This window comes from Bradyrhizobium sp. HKCCYLS1011, assembly GCF_051167795.1.
GTDB lineage: Bacteria > Pseudomonadota > Alphaproteobacteria > Rhizobiales > Xanthobacteraceae > Bradyrhizobium.
Map to the genome: position 1 here is coordinate 72,548 of NZ_JBNPTT010000002.1, position 14,935 is coordinate 87,482.

The 14,935-nt window shown below is 63.4% G+C and carries 11 protein-coding genes; 3 read left to right on the forward strand and 8 right to left on the reverse strand.

What is annotated here, in order from left to right:
* Positions 1–174: 174 nt before the first annotated feature.
* The gene (gene lepA / locus ACQR1W_RS04960) at positions 175–1,986 is read right to left on the reverse strand and encodes a translation elongation factor 4 (RefSeq protein ID WP_008966750.1); all 1,812 of its coding nucleotides are present in this window, start codon (positions 1,984–1,986) and stop codon (positions 175–177) included.
* 116 nt (positions 1,987–2,102) lie between these two features.
* On the opposite strand from lepA, the gene ACQR1W_RS04965 reads away from it, so the two are divergent.
* Entirely contained in the window at positions 2,103–3,707 is a 1,605-nt protein-coding gene (locus ACQR1W_RS04965; RefSeq protein ID WP_434849777.1) for a glycosyltransferase family 39 protein, read from the forward strand.
* 131 nt (positions 3,708–3,838) lie between these two features.
* Here ACQR1W_RS04965 and ACQR1W_RS04970 read toward each other — a convergent pair whose 3' ends face one another.
* The 5 genes from ACQR1W_RS04970 to ACQR1W_RS04990 all read right to left on the reverse strand — a co-directional run bounded on the left by ACQR1W_RS04970 (position 3,839) and on the right by ACQR1W_RS04990 (position 7,860).
* The gene (locus ACQR1W_RS04970; protein ID WP_008966748.1) at positions 3,839–4,168 is read right to left on the reverse strand and encodes an HPr family phosphocarrier protein; all 330 of its coding nucleotides are present in this window, start codon (positions 4,166–4,168) and stop codon (positions 3,839–3,841) included.
* Positions 4,165–4,566 (reverse strand): PTS sugar transporter subunit IIA, encoded by a 402-nt coding sequence (locus tag ACQR1W_RS04975; RefSeq protein WP_006611446.1) that lies wholly within the window; start codon positions 4,564–4,566, stop codon positions 4,165–4,167. Before ACQR1W_RS04975 ends, ACQR1W_RS04970 begins: the two co-directional genes overlap by 4 nt.
* A 132-nt stretch (positions 4,567–4,698) precedes the next feature.
* Positions 4,699–5,223 carry an HPr kinase/phosphorylase gene (locus ACQR1W_RS04980; RefSeq protein ID WP_434849778.1) on the reverse strand — a complete coding sequence of 175 codons (525 nt, stop codon included), beginning with the start codon at positions 5,221–5,223 and terminating at the stop codon, positions 4,699–4,701.
* Positions 5,220–7,028 (reverse strand): sensor histidine kinase, encoded by a 1,809-nt coding sequence (locus ACQR1W_RS04985; RefSeq protein ID WP_008966745.1) that lies wholly within the window; start codon positions 7,026–7,028, stop codon positions 5,220–5,222. The genes ACQR1W_RS04980 and ACQR1W_RS04985 overlap by 4 nt, the downstream gene beginning before the upstream one ends.
* A gap of 130 nt (positions 7,029–7,158) precedes the next feature.
* The gene (locus ACQR1W_RS04990) at positions 7,159–7,860 is read right to left on the reverse strand and encodes a response regulator transcription factor (protein WP_008966744.1); all 702 of its coding nucleotides are present in this window, start codon (positions 7,858–7,860) and stop codon (positions 7,159–7,161) included.
* Between the two features lie 216 nt (positions 7,861–8,076).
* Between ACQR1W_RS04990 and ACQR1W_RS04995 the strand changes: the two genes are divergently transcribed.
* Positions 8,077–8,817, forward strand: a complete 741-nt coding sequence (locus ACQR1W_RS04995; RefSeq protein WP_434849779.1) for a HugZ family protein — start codon at positions 8,077–8,079, stop codon at positions 8,815–8,817.
* Positions 8,818–9,603: 786 nt separating this feature from the next.
* Positions 9,604–11,220, forward strand: coding sequence for a phosphoenolpyruvate carboxykinase (locus ACQR1W_RS05000; protein WP_434849780.1), 1,617 nt, complete (start codon positions 9,604–9,606; stop codon positions 11,218–11,220).
* A 264-nt stretch (positions 11,221–11,484) separates the two neighbouring features.
* Here the strand turns inward: ACQR1W_RS05000 and ACQR1W_RS05005 are convergent, their stop codons facing one another.
* Entirely contained in the window at positions 11,485–12,294 is an 810-nt protein-coding gene (locus tag ACQR1W_RS05005) for an acyl-CoA thioesterase (RefSeq protein WP_434849781.1), read from the reverse strand.
* Between the two features lie 102 nt (positions 12,295–12,396).
* On the reverse strand, positions 12,397–14,916 hold the full coding sequence (locus ACQR1W_RS05010) for a glycogen/starch/alpha-glucan phosphorylase (protein ID WP_434849782.1): 2,520 nt from the start codon (positions 14,914–14,916) through the stop codon (positions 12,397–12,399).
* Between the last annotated feature and the right edge of the window lie 19 nt (positions 14,917–14,935).

Below are 14,935 nucleotides of genomic sequence, written 5' to 3' on the forward strand. Positions count from 1 at the left end.
CCAGCGCAGCCACAACCGCATTCCGCTCCGTTTTGCAGACGGAGGTTCAACGCAGGGTGAGGCGGAATCAGGCGAAGGATCGGAAAACGGCCGGCGCTACCGAACCGAGCCTGCCGCAAGTGGAGCCAGGGTCCGGAAGATCGTGTCCGGGGGAGCCGCAACGGCGTGAAGCGATCAGCTGTCGACCTTGAGCGCGGCGATGAAGGCTTCCTGCGGGATGTCGACCTTGCCGAACTGCCGCATCTTCTTCTTGCCTTCCTTCTGCTTCTCAAGAAGTTTTCTTTTGCGCGTAATGTCGCCGCCATAGCACTTCGCGGTGACGTCCTTGCGCAGCGCGCGCACGGTCTCGCGCGCGATCACCTTGCCGCCGATCGCCGCCTGGATCGGGATCTGGAACATGTGCGGCGGGATCAGCTCCTTCATCTTCTCGACCATGGCGCGGCCGCGCCCTTCCGCGCGGGTCCGGTGCACCAGCATCGACAGCGCGTCGACCGGCTCGTTGTTGACCAGGATCTGCATCTTCACCAGATCAGCCGGTTTGTAGTCGGTCAGGTGATAGTCGAACGAGGCGTAGCCCTTCGAGACCGATTTCAGCCGGTCGTAGAAATCGAACACCACCTCGTTGAGCGGCAGGTCATATTTGACCATGGCACGACTGCCGACGTAGGTGAGCTCCTTCTGATTGCCGCGGCGGTCCTGGCAAAGCTTCAAGACGCTGCCGAGATATTCGTCCGGGGTCAGGATCGTCGCCTCGATCCAGGGCTCCTCTATCTCGGCGATCTTGACCACGTCGGGCATGTCGACGGGATTGTGGATCTCGATCTCCGAGCCATCCGTCAGCTTCATCTTGTAGATGACGCTCGGTGCCGTCGCGATCAGATTGAGATCGAATTCGCGGCTCAGCCGTTCCTGGATGATCTCCAGATGCAGCAACCCCAGGAATCCGCAGCGGAAGCCGAAGCCGAGTGCGGCCGAGGTCTCCATCTCGAAGGAGAAGCTGGCGTCGTTGAGGCGGAGCTTGCCCATCGCTGCGCGCAGGGTTTCGAAATCGTCGGCATCGACCGGGAACAGGCCGCAGAACACCACGGGCACGGCCGGCTTGAAGCCCGGCAGCATCTCCGCGACCGGCTTGCGGTCATCGGTGATGGTGTCGCCGACTCGGGTGTCAGCGACTTCCTTGATGGCGGCGGTGATGAAGCCGATCTCGCCGGGGCCGAGCTCCTCGACCTGTTGCATCTTCGGGGTGAAAAAGCCGACGCGCTCAACATCATAGGCCGCTGATGTGCCCATCATGCGGATGCGTTGACCCTTCTTCATCACGCCGTCGACGATGCGCACCAAAACGACCACGCCGAGATAGACGTCGTACCAGCTGTCGACCAGCAGGGCCTTCAGGGTCGCATCGCGATCGCCCTTCGGCGGCGGCAGCCGGGTGACGATCGCCTCCAGGACGTCAGGGATCCCGAGGCCTGTCTTGGCCGAGATCATCACTGCGTCGGAGGCGTCGATGCCGATCACGTCCTCGATCTGCTGCTTGACCTTGTCGGGCTCGGCGGCGGGCAGGTCGATCTTGTTGAGGACCGGAACGATCTCGTGGTTGTTGTCGAGCGCCTGATAGACATTGGCGAGGGTCTGCGCCTCGACGCCCTGGCTGGCGTCGACCACCAGCAGCGAGCCCTCACAGGCCGCCAGCGACCGCGAGACCTCGTAGGCGAAGTCGACATGGCCGGGCGTGTCCATCAGGTTGAAGATGTAATCCTTGCCGTCCTTGGCGCGGTATTGCAGGCGCACCGTCTGCGCCTTGATGGTGATGCCGCGCTCGCGCTCGATATCCATCGAATCGAGCACCTGCTCCTTGCCCGCCATTTCGCGATCCGACAGGCCGCCCGTCATCTGGATCAGGCGGTCGGCCAAGGTCGATTTTCCATGGTCGATATGGGCGACGATGGAGAAGTTGCGGATGTTGGGAATGGGGACGGTCGTCATGGGCCGCGCCAATAGCATTCAGGCCCCAAAGCAGCAACCATATTGCTGAATTTCCAGGGGCTTTCTTCACGGCAAGCTGATTTCACTGGTCTCGGAAACGCGCTACGGACAAGGCCATGTCGAGCACGTCTTTTCTCCCTGCCACGGCGCGCGCGCGTGGCCGCTCCCCCATCGCGCGGCTGTCCGCCTGGGTGGCCGCACGCGCCAGCGATCCCGCAACCAGCCTCTGGTTGGTGGTGACGCTTGCAATTCTGCACGCGGTGCTCTGGACCGTGATCCTGACCAATCTGAAGGCAGCGCAGGACATCCATATGGATGTCGCGGAAGCCTATGCCTGGGGCACCAAGTTCCAGCTCGGCTATGGCAAGCATCCGCCGCTGTCGGGCTGGATCGCCGGCCTCTGGTTCATGGTCTTTCCAGCCAAGGATTGGGCGACTTACGCGCTTGCCATGACCACGGTGAGCGTCGGCCTCGTCATCTGCTGGTTCGTCAGCCTCAAGGTGGTCGACCGGCGGCGGGCCTTTTTCGTCGTCGTCATGCTCGCGCTCTATCCGATCTTCAATTTCAAGGGCTTCAAATACAATCCGGACCTGCTGCAGCTCGTCACGCTGCCGCTCGTGATGCTGGCCTATCTCAACGCGTTCGAGAAGCGGAGCGTGGTTTCGGGCATCTGGCTCGGTCTTGCCGGCGCAGCCGCCCTGATGACGAAATACTGGGTGCTGACCATGATCGGTGCGATCGGGCTGGCAGCGCTGATCCATCCCGAGAGGCTGAGATTCCTGGCTTCGCCCGCCCCCTGGGTCGGCATCGCGACGCTGCTCGTCGCGATGATCCCGCATCTCATCTGGCTGTGGGATGTCGATTTCGTGCCGCTGACCTATGCCGGCGACGTCTACACGCTCTCCGACCGCGGGAGGGTCGCGCAGCTGGTGCTCGGTTATGCCGGGCACAATCTGGCGCTGCTCGCGCTGCCGATCATGCTCGCGCTGCTGGTCCTGGCGTGGCCGCCGCGCTGGGCTTTCCGGATCTGGAAGCCGGGTCCCAATCCCGGTGTCAATCTGAGCCAGGCGCTGAACGTCTGGATGGTGCAGGCGATCGTTGCGATCGGGCCGCCGCTCGGTGCGCTCGCTTTCACGATCTACATGAAAACCGATTGGGGCATCTCGCTGTTCTTCCTGGTGCCGCTGGCGCTGGTCGCGATCCCGCGCTTGCGGGTCCGAAAGGCCGCCTTGGCGCGACTGGCGACGCTCTGGCTCGTGCTCTCGCTGATCACCCTGGTCGCCTCGCCCTCGATCGCTTTGCGCGAGATGAAGGCCAACCCGAACGGCACGACGGGCTATGGCGCGCGGTCGCAATTGGCCCGCGAGCTGACCGAGGTCTGGCGTGGCCGGTTTGGTTCGGCCTGGCCGGCGGTGGCCGGCTACTCGGAAATGAACACGCCGATGACGTTCTACAGCCCCGATCACCCGCGGCCGTTCACGGTGCCCTATACGGCGGACGAGACCTGGGGATCAGGCCTGATCTCGCTGGAGGAGCTGAAGCGCGACGGCTTCGTCGGGGTGTGCGACACGACAGACAACCGGATCGCATCCTGCGAGGCCTGGATGGCCCAGAATGCACCCAAGGCCGAGAAGCTGGTGATGACCACACAACGCTTTTTCCGGGGCCAGCCGGGCCCGGCGATCGAGTGGAAGGTATTCATCCAGCCGCCGGGGAGCTAGTCCAGCGCACGTCATTCCGGGGCGCCGCGCCAGCGGCGAGCCCGGAATCTTGAGCTCATCTGCGAGGGCGCATTTCGTTACGAGCTTCCGGGTTCGCGCTTCGCGCGCCCCGGAATGACGGCGTCAGGCGCTCATACGCCTTCTTCGTGGAACTTGTCGTTGACGAGCTCGGTAATCGCCGCAAGAGCCGCCTCGGCCTCAGGCCCCGCAGCCGAGACCAGGATCGTGGTCCCGGGCGCTGCGGCCAGCATCATGAGGCCCATGATCGAGCGTCCGCCAACCGTCTCACCGCCGCGGGTGACCCAGATTTCAGCCTGAAAGCGCTCGACGGTCTGGACGAATTTTGCTGAGGCGCGGGCGTGCAGGCCGCGCTTGTTGGTGATCAGGAGCTCCCGGGACAATGCATCTGCGGGCACCCCCGGCCCAGCTACATGGTCCTGGGGGGCGTCCTCATCACTCATTTGCCGGCGAGCACGCGGCTGGCGATCGTGACGTATTTGCGGCCGGCTTCCTGGGCCATCGCGATCGCGTCGGGCAGCGAGCGCTCCTCGCGGACCTTGGCAAGCTTGACCAGCATGGGAAGGTTGATGCCTGCGAGCACTTCGACCTTGGGCCGGCTCATGCAGGAAATGGCGAGATTCGATGGCGTGCCGCCGAACATGTCGGTCAGGATGGCGACGCCGTCGCCGGTGTCGACACGGTTCACGGCTTCGATGATGTCGCTGCGACAGAGATCAGAGTCGTCGTCTGCACCAATCGTCACGGCTTCTATTTGTTTTTGAGGACCCATGACATGTTCGAGCGCCGCTCTGAATTCGTCGGCGAGGCGCCCATGGGTCACCAGTACCAGGCCAATCATTGGATACTCCTCGCGGGCGCCTTGGGTGCACCGCACGAACGCGCCACTTTGACCATCCAGAGCCCCTACGCAAGAGGGGATGTGTACCAGTCTCCCGGAATCTGAGTTGCGGAATGGCAGGCACTGCGCGGTCTAGTCGGACGCGATAGTGCCGGTGATATGGTTACCAATTCCCTTCACACAATTGGCCGAAAGATTACTGGAACATGAAGTTTCAGTAGTAATGAGATTCGCTGCAACCAGAGGGAGGGGTAAAAATCCAGCTCCGACCGGTATTCTTGGTAACACAACACCGTAAAGCTCGCATTGAAGGGATTCCGGCGCCGGGAGTCTCGCCGCGTCGTCCGCCATCAAATCGACAACGAGTCCGACCCTGGCCTCGGACACAAAGTCGCATTTCCGGATCCCGAGACCGCGAATCTCGATCAGGCCAGCCAGCGCCGGGGCCGGGCTGACCCATATTTCTTTGCCGGCTGTGGCGAGATGAACACGGTCGTCACCGACCAGGGTCGCGGGAGGAATCTGTCCCGCCCGACCCGCCAGGATGAGGTCGAAGGCGAGACGCGATTTGCCGGATCCGGATGGACCGCGAATCAGAACAGCCTGGTCTCCGACCTTGACGGCTGAGGCGTGGACGCTAGGCCCCGCCGCCGTCATGGCGCGGGCAGCCGCACGGTGAAGCGGGCTCCGGAGACCGTGGGCAAGCCCTCGTCGTCTGCCGGACCCGGCCGGTTCTCGGCCCAGATGCGCCCGCTATGGGCCTCGATGATCTGCTTCGAGATCGACAGGCCGAGGCCGGAGTTCTGGCCAAAGCCCTGATGCGGGCGGTCGGTATAGAAGCGCTCGAAGATCCGCTGTAGCGCGTCCTCGCGGATGCCGGGACCGTCGTCATCGACCACAATCTCGATCTCGGAGCGCACACGGCGGCAGGTGATGCGAACCTTGCCGCCAGCGCTGGAGAAGGACTGCGCGTTCGACAGCAGGTTCGAGATGACCTGGCCGAGCCGCGAATCATGCCCGGGGACGGAGAAGGTGTCGTTGGCACCGCGGCCCTCGAACCGGACTTCGACGCCGATGTCATGACCGAGCTTTGTCTCATTGGCGACCGAGGTCAGCGTGGTCAACAGCCGCCGCACGTCGACCAGGGTCATGTCCTGGCGCTGCAGCTCGGCATCGAGCCGGCTCGCATCGGAGATATCGGAGATCAGCCGGTCGAGCCGCCTGACGTCGTGCTCGATCACCGCGAGCAGCCGGCCGCGGCTGTTGTCGTTGCGCGCCAGCGGCAAGGTCTCGACCGCGGAACGCAGCGAGGTCAGCGGATTCTTCAGCTCGTGCGCGACGTCGGCGGCGAACATCTCGATCGCCTCGATCCGGTTGTAGAGCGCATCCGTCATGTCGCGCAGCGCGCCGGAGAGGTGGCCGATCTCGTCACGGCGGCGGGTGAAGTCCGGGATCTCGATGCGGGTCTTGATGCGGCGGCGGACCCGCTCCGCACTGTCGGCCAGCCGCCGCACGGGCCCTGCGATCGTGCTGGCCAACAGCAGCGACAGCACGATCATGACCGCGGACGCGACGCCGCCCACTTTCAGAATCGCGAGCCGCTCGGCGGTCACCATCTGGTCGATGTCGTCGCCTTGGGTCGACAGCATCAAGGCGCCATGGATAGTGCGCGAGCGCTGCACGGGAACGGCAACCGAGACGATCACCTCGCCGCGGACATTGACGCGCACCATGCTGCGCTTCTGGCCGCGCAATGCATCGGCAACCTCCTCATAGGCGTTGCCGTTCTCGGGTCCGTGCTCGCGATAGAGCGGCAGGTCGCCGCGATTGAGCCAGGTGCGCACCGAGATCAGCGCGCGCTCGACCAGGCCCGGCTTTTCGGAGGAGGGCGGCGGCAGCTCGAAGCGCAGCACGTTTTCGAGGTTGCGGCTGTCGAGCAATAGCCCGCCATTGGGATCGTAGATGCGCGCCCGCGTCTTGGTCGGCGAGATCAGGGTGCGCAATACGGGCGCCACGCGCTCGGGATTGATCGGAAAGTCGAGCGGGGAATATTCGTCCGGCGCGCCGTAGCTTTCGCCCGGCTTGAGGTCGAGCAGCCGTTCCGGATCGATGGTGATGGTGTTGGTCTGCACGGTGGCAGACGCCGCGATGGCTCCGGCGATGATCTCGGCCTGCACCAGCAGGCTCTGCGCGCGGGCATCGATCAGGCCGGCGCGGAATTGCGAGAGGTAGAGAATGCTCGCCACGAGCGCCAACAGGCCCGCGATGTTCAGCGAGACGATGCGCCGGGTGAGGCTGGAGAACGACAGCGCGAACAGGAACTGGCCGGCGCGCCGCAGCCAGCTCAGCGGCCGTTGCCAACCCGAGATCGCAGGCGTCTCCTCAGGGGCGCTGTCGATCACGACAGCGGCCGATGGGCCATCCGTATTCAGGCCCGAGTCAGGATGCGTTCGATCGAGCAATGGCTGATGCCCCGTTTCCGGCGTCCCTGCGCCCGGCAGTGCCCTCAGACGCAAGTCCACCCCAACGCAGTCTACCTCAATGAGGCCAGGCCGTCAGCGCGCTATTGGCGCGCTGCGACTCCCCGCGGCCTCAGGTTTCCTTGAAGCGATAGCCGACGCCGTAAAGGGTTTCGATCATCTCGAAATCCTCGTCGACCATCTTGAACTTCTTGCGCAGCCGCTTGATGTGGCTGTCGATGGTACGGTCGTCGACATAGACCTGGTCGTCATAGGCCGCGTCCATCAGCGCGTTGCGGCTCTTCACGACGCCCGGACGCTGGGCCAGCGCCTGCAGGATCAGAAATTCCGTCACCGTCAGGGTCACCGGCTCGTTCTTCCAGGTGCAGGTGTGTCGCTCCGGATCCATCCGCAGCAGGCCGCGATCCAGCGCCTTGGCGTCGTTCTCCTTCGGCAGCGCCGTCGGATCCTTCGGCTGCGAGCGCCGCAACACTGCTTTCACGCGCTCGACCAGGAGGCGCTGCGAGAACGGTTTGCGGATGAAATCGTCGGCCCCCATCTTGAGGCCGAACAATTCGTCGATCTCTTCGTCCTTGGAAGTCAGGAAGATCACCGGCAGATCGGATTTCTGCCGCAGCCGACGCAACGTCTCCATGCCGTCCATGCGCGGCATCTTGATGTCGAGGATCGCAAGGTCGGGCTGGCTGGTGCGGAAGCCATCGAGGGCTGACGCGCCATCGGTGTAGGTCATGATGCGATAACCTTCGGCCTCGAGTGCAATCGAAACGGAGGTCAGGATGTTGCGGTCGTCATCGACCAAGGCGATTGTGGGCATGAGCCTGCTTTCACAGTCTGGTTAGCTGAAACGGCGAGCAATCCAGCTAGGCGCCGCATAAATGGGCTTCGAACCTGGTCAACGAGCAATGCAAGCTGGGCTGAAGTGTGACCGAGTTCCGCAAAACGCATGGCGAAGTGATGCGTCGCGACCCCAAACAAGGCCCCTTTAGCCGAAAAAAGACCCTCATTGCAACAGGATGAGCGAGATATAACCATGCAACCGACTTCTAATTTTAACCCATCGCACCTTGCCAAATCGCTATTGCGGCGCAGTCGTCAGGGGGCGTTGGCGACTTTGATGGTCGACTCCGGCGATCCCTATTGCTCGCTGGTCAATATTGCGAGCGATGTCGACGGCTCGCCGATCCTCTTGATTTCAAGGCTCGCCGTGCACACCAAGAACGTGGTGGCCGATCCAAGAGTCTCGCTGATGCTCGACGAACGCGCGCCCGGTGATCCGCTGGAAGGCGCTCGGATCATGCTGTTGGGAAAGGCGGAGGAGGCAGGGACGGAGCAGCGCAAGGTTTTGCGCAGACGGTATCTGAATGCTCACCCTTCGGCCGAAAATTATGCCGATTTTGCGGATTTCTCGTTCTTTCTGATCCGCCCGTCGGGACTGCACCTCGTGGCTGGATTCGGGCGCATCGTCGATCTGAAGGCGGAGCAGTTCCTGACCGACGTTTCCGATGCCGACGGCCTGCTGGAGGCAGAGCAGGGCGCGATCGATCACATGAACGCCGATCACCGCGACGCGCTTGGGCTCTATGCTACCCGGCTGCTCGCGGCCGAGCAGGCCGACTGGCGCTGCACCGGATGCGACCCAGACGGCCTCGACCTGGCGGCCGATGGGAAGACCTTGCGGCTGGATTTTCCGGAACGGGTCACTTCGCCCGACGCGTTGCGCAAGATGCTGGTGCGGCTCGCCGATGAGGCCCGGGCCAAGCCTCGCGCTTGAACGGTGTGAATCACTGTCGCGACCGATGCAAATGGTGCTTGTTGTGAGTCCGAGTAGGCGCTCACACGATTGGCAATCACGCTGCCGGCGATAGCCGCCGGCATCGACGTGTCGGCAATCCCATCCACGCAGAAGACCGATCTTGCCGCGCACAGCGGAGGAGGTCATCACGCTGACCTGCGCCGGCAAATACGGGATAGGCCTTGGTGCTCGCGCAGGCCGCGATTGGCCGGGGTGGAGTTGACTGCAACAGGCGCGAACTCTCGCGCTCAACGGTCTCGTCAGCTTGACGTTGGCTCGGCGGCGCGGGCCAAGCGGAGCCGCTCTACCACGGCGTATTCTCGTTAAAGCAGACGCTTGGTCTCGACAGCATCGAGATCGTGCCGGTGCTCAACAATTTCGCCGCGCTGTATCTGCGCTGCCTTTACAATCGGCAACCTTTACAATCGGCAAGTACGCGTTCCGGCTTGCCTGGTAGCTGTTGCAAATCCAATCGGCGAAGATGTAGCCCATTAGTATGATGATTATTGCGATGCAGCACGTGGAATTGCGCCTCGCGTCGCTTTGTCGCTATGACTCCTGCAACATATCACATGTTGAGGTGCATCAAGGCGATCCGCGCTGCAATAACCAATTCATGCGGATCATCTTGGCAAGCCGGGCGTTGAACAGTATTAGGTCCAGGACCGGGCTTGACGGGCGATACGTAACGGTAACGGTCACCGCGCAACACGCGCTTTCAATCCTTCGCGCAAAACTGACGCGGGCTCTGAGGAGGGGACTTTCGTGCAAGAGACGGGTATTCGCAACGGCGCCTTCGGGGCCGATAAATTCGGCTTGAAGAATCTGAAGCAGGTGCATTGGAATCTCGGCGCGCCACAGCTCTATCAATATTCGCTCGCCGCCGGTGAAGCGGTGTTGTCGGCAGATGGAGCCTTGTGCGCGGATACCGGTGAATTCACCGGTCGTAGCCCGAAAGACAAATTCACGGTTCGTGACGCCTCCACCGACAAGAAGATGTGGTGGGCTGGCAACCAGTCGATTACGTCCGAGCAGTTCGAGGCGCTGTATCAGGATTTCCTCAAACACGCCGCAGGCAAGACCCTGTTCGCGCAGGATCTCTATGGCGGTGCGGACCCGAGCTTCCGGATCAAGACCCGCGTCTTCACCGAGCTTGCCTGGCACTCGCTGTTCATCCGCACGCTGCTGATCCGCCCTGAGAAGATCGAGCTCGACACTTTCGTGCCGGAGCTGACGATCATCGACATGCCGAGCTTCCGCGCCGATCCGAAACGCCACGGCGTGCGCTCGGAGAACGTCGTCGCGATCGATTTCGTCCGCAAGATCGTGCTGATCGGTGGGTCCTACTATGCCGGCGAGATGAAGAAGAGCGTCTTCACCACGCTGAACTACTACTTGCCCGAGCGCGGCGTGATGCCGATGCACTGCTCGGCCAATGTCGGGCCGAAGGGCGACACCGCGATCTTCTTCGGCCTGTCCGGCACCGGCAAAACCACGCTCTCGGCCGATCCGAACCGCACTCTGATCGGCGACGACGAGCATGGTTGGGGGCCGGCCGGCGTGTTCAACTTCGAAGGCGGCTGCTATGCGAAGTGCATCAAGCTGTCGCAGGAGGCGGAGCCGCAGATCTTCGCCGCGTCCAGCCGCTTCGGTGCGGTGCTGGAGAACGTGGTGCTCGATGAGGACAGCCGCGTTCCCGACTTCAACGACGGATCAAAGACCGAGAACACGCGCTCGGCCTATCCGCTGGACTCCATCCCGAATGCGTCGCGCACCGGACGCGCGCCGCATCCGAAGAACGTGGTGATGCTGGCGGCCGATGCCTTCGGCGTGCTGCCGCCGATCGCCAAGCTCTCGCCGGCCCAGGCGATGTACCACTTTCTGTCGGGCTACACGGCCAAGGTCGCGGGCACCGAACGCGGCCTCGGCAATGAGCCGCAGCCGGAATTCTCGACCTGCTTCGGCTCGCCGTTCCTGCCGCTGGACCCTTCCGTCTACGGCAACATGCTGCGCGAGCTGATCGCCGAGCACAACGTCGATTGCTGGCTGGTCAACACCGGCTGGACCGGAGGCAAATACGGCGTCGGCAGCCGGATGCCGATCAAGGTGACGCGCGCGCTGCTGACCGCGGCGCTCGACGGCAGCTTGCGCAATGTCGAATTCCGCACCGACAAATATTTCGGCTTTGCGGTGCCGACTGCGCTGCCGGGCGTTCCGAGCGAGATCCTCGATCCCGTCAACACCTGGAAAGACAAGGCCGAGTTCGACAAGACCGCCCGCGCGCTGGTCGGCATGTTCCAGAAGAACTTTGCCAAGTTCGAAGCCCAGGTCGATGCCGAAGTCCGCGCCGCCGCTCCGGATCTGAAGCTCGCGGCGGAGTAGGACCGCAACGCCCTTCGGGCGCGGCCGATCGCGAAGCGGCTTGCTGCTCTGTCTCGACCGGCGCATGAAATGGTCGAGGTCTCGCCTCACCCACAGCTGTCGTCCCGGCGAACGCCGGGACCCATAACCACAGGATGCTGCGGTTGAGGCAAGCAGGCGCTCCAGCCTTCGCCGAACTCACGACGGTGAGTATGGATCCCGTCGTTCGACGGGACGACACCTGATATGTTGAGGCGCTGCGGCCTCAAGCCTTGGGAACAGCTTTCACGCCTTGAAATACGCGATCTGCGTTGTCGTCGCGAGCAGCCGGCCCGAGGGCGACCACAATTCGCCGTGCTGGTCCTGATAGCTTCTGTTGAACACCCTGGCGTCGGCAGTCGCCAGCACATGCGTGATGTCTTCAGCCGCGAGATCGTCGCGACTGACGTGGAAATAAGTCGTCAGCGACACCGTGCCGAACGGGACGAGCTCACCGCGGGCGTGGAAGACGCGGCCGAAGAACGCATCCGACATCGCCATCAGCGACAGAAAATCAAGCTTCCGCGGCTTGCGGTCGGAGATCCAGAGCTTCGAATAGGCGCTCTGCGGCTCGGTCTTGCCGCTGCCGGCAAAACCGGGCTGGCCTTCCAGGAAACGGAAATCATATTGCGCAACCCAGGAGGCACCGCCACCGGGATAGCGCTTCACCTGATCGAACGGCGGCGCCTCGGGCATCTGCGCCGGCTGGTGCGACCAGGATGGGCGGCGCTCGGCGAACACCGCGGTCGCGAGCGTGGCGGGATCACCGCCCGCCTGGCTCAGCTCGACACACCAATGCTGCGAGGAGCGGTTGGCCTTGACCAACCGGACATCCAAATCGAACGGCCCTTCTGCGATCGGCGCGCAATAGTTGACCGTCAGCGCCAGCGGATCGCCGGAGGCTTGCGGATGTTCGATCAGCGCGCGCAGCACGGTGGCCGCGGTCGTGCCGCCGAACGGACCGACAAAGGCCCAGTAATCCGGGCTGGTCCGGCCCTGCCAGCAACTGTCGCCGGCGGTGACACGGGTGGCTTGGTCGAAAAGGTGATCCATCATTGTGCTGCGTATGCGTTTCTCGCAACGCGCATCGTATGATGGTCGTCAGGCCAAGCGCAATGACCTCGAAGGTCATCGCCGGCATGCATGCACCGAGCGGATCTACCCCGTCACGCCGCGTTGGGCCTGCGGTTCGAGCGCCGCCGCGGCCCCCACCGGTACGTTCCAGATATCGGCAGCATATTCCCGGATCGTGCGGTCGGAGGAGAACCACGACATCCGGGCCACGTTGAGGATGGACGCGCGGGTCCAGGCCGGCATCACCTGCCAGCGCGCGTCGATACCGCGCTGCGCCTCGTAGTAGGAATCGAAATCGGCTGAGACCATGTAGTGGTCGAGATGGCGCAGCGCATGCGCGATCGGTTCGAAGCGGGCGTGATCGTCCGGCGAGAATTCACCGGACCCGACGGCGTTGATGGCCCGCGCCAGCCGCGGCGAGCGGCTGATGATGTCGGAGGCATCTAGCCCCTGCTGCCGCCGCGCCACCACTTCCATCGCCTCCATGCCGAAGATCGCGATGTTCTCGGCCCCCACATTGTCGCGGATCTCGATATTGGCGCCGTCGAGCGTGCCGATGGTGATGGCGCCGTTCAGCGCCAGCTTCATGTTGCCGGTGCCCGAGGCCTCCATGCCCGCGGTCGAGATCTGCTCGGACAGGTCAGCGGCGGGAATGATGGATTCCGCCAGGCTGACGTTGTAGTCGGCGAGGAACACGATCTTGAGCCGGCCCCCGATCGCGGGATCGCTGTTGACGACGTCGGCGACGTCGTTGATCAGCTTGATCACGAGCTTGGCATAGCGGTAGCTCGCCGCCGCCTTGCCGGCGAAGATCTTCACCCGTGGCACCCAGTCGCGCTGCGGCTCGTCCTTCATCGCCTGATAGAGCGCGATCGCCTCGAGGATGTTCAGCAGCTGGCGCTTGTACTCGTGGATGCGCTTGATCTGCACGTCGAACAAGGCGGCCGGGTCGAGCCGGATGTTCATGCGCTCGCCGATCAGTCGCGCCAGCTGGATCTTGTTGTGGTGCTTCACGCTGCGGAATTTCTGGTGGAAGGCACTGTCGCTGACATAGCTTTCCAGGCTCGAAAGCAAGGTGAAATCATCGACGACGGCATCGCCGCAGGATTCGCGCAACAGGTCGGTCAGCTTTGGATTGGCCAGCATCAGCCAGCGGCGGAAGGTGATGCCGTTGGTCTTGTTGGTGATGCGGCCGGGATAGAGATGGTTGAGATCGTGGAACACGGTCTCCTTCATCAGGTCCGAATGCATCGCCGAGACGCCGTTGATGCGATGCGAGCCGACGAAGGCGAGCTGACCCATGCGCACGCGGCGCCCGCTCTTCTCGTCGATCAGCGAGACGGAGGCGCGATAGTCGATATCGCCGGGGGCACGCTCGTCCGCCAGCGCCAGATGCTGCGCGTTGATGCGGTAGATGATCTCGAGATGCCGCGGCAGCAGCCGCTCGAACAGCTCGACCGGCCAGGTTTCGAGCGCTTCCGGCAGCAGCGTGTGATTGGTGTAGGACAGGGTCGCGACCGTGATCTTCCAGGCCTCGTCCCAGCGGAAATTGTGCAGGTCGATCAGGATGCGCATCAGCTCGGCCACCGCGAGCGACGGATGGGTGTCGTTGAGCTGCACCGCGGCCTTCTGCGACAGACTCCGCAACTGTCCGTCGGAGCCGAGATGCCGCTTGACCAGGTCCTGGAGCGACGCGGAAACAAAGAAATATTCCTGCCGCAGCCGCAGCTCGCGCCCGGCAGGGCTCTCGTCGTTCGGATACAGGAACTTGCAGATCGATTCGGCGCGCGCCTCCTCGGCCGAGGCGCCGAGATAGTCGCCGGTGTTGAAGACGTCGAGCTTGAGCGGATCCGGCGAGCGCGCCGACCACAGCCGCAAGGCATTCACGTGATGGCCACGCCAGCCGACGATCGGCGTGTCATAGGCCATCGCCTGCACGGTCTCGCCGGGATGCCAGATGGCGCGGTCGCGGCCCTTGTCGTCGACATGCTCGACGCCACCGCCGAAATGGACATGGTAGACGATCTCCGGCCGCTGGAATTCCCAGGGGTTGCCGAACGACAGCCAGACGTCCGGATATTCCTGCTGCCAGCCGTCGACGATCACCTGCCGGAATAGCCCGAAATCGTAGCGGATGCCGTAGCCGATCGCCGGGATCTGCAGGGTCGACATGCTTTCCATGAAGCATGCAGCGAGCCGCCCCAGGCCGCCATTGCCGAGCGCGGCGTCGGGCTCGCACTTGCGAAGATCGGACAGGCCGACACCGAGATCGCCGAGCGCGGTCTCGAACACTTTCATCAGGCCCATGTTGTTGAGCGCGTCGGTGAAGAGCCGGCCGATCAGGAATTCGAGGCTGAGATAATAGACCCGCTTGCGGCCGGCGTCGTAGCTCTCCTTATCAGCGGTCAGCCAGCGATGGACGATGCGGTCGCGCAAGGTCAGCGCCGCGGCAGCGTACCAATCGTGCGGGGTCGCCTGGCTTGCTTCCTTGCCGATCGCGAGCCGCAGCTTGGCCAAGATGTCGCTCTTGATTTCCGCCACCGCCAATTCGTCGACGGGCTGGCCGGTGCTTACGAAGCTGCGCTGGGGCGGTTGATCTGTCACCTTGGAACCTGTGATGCTC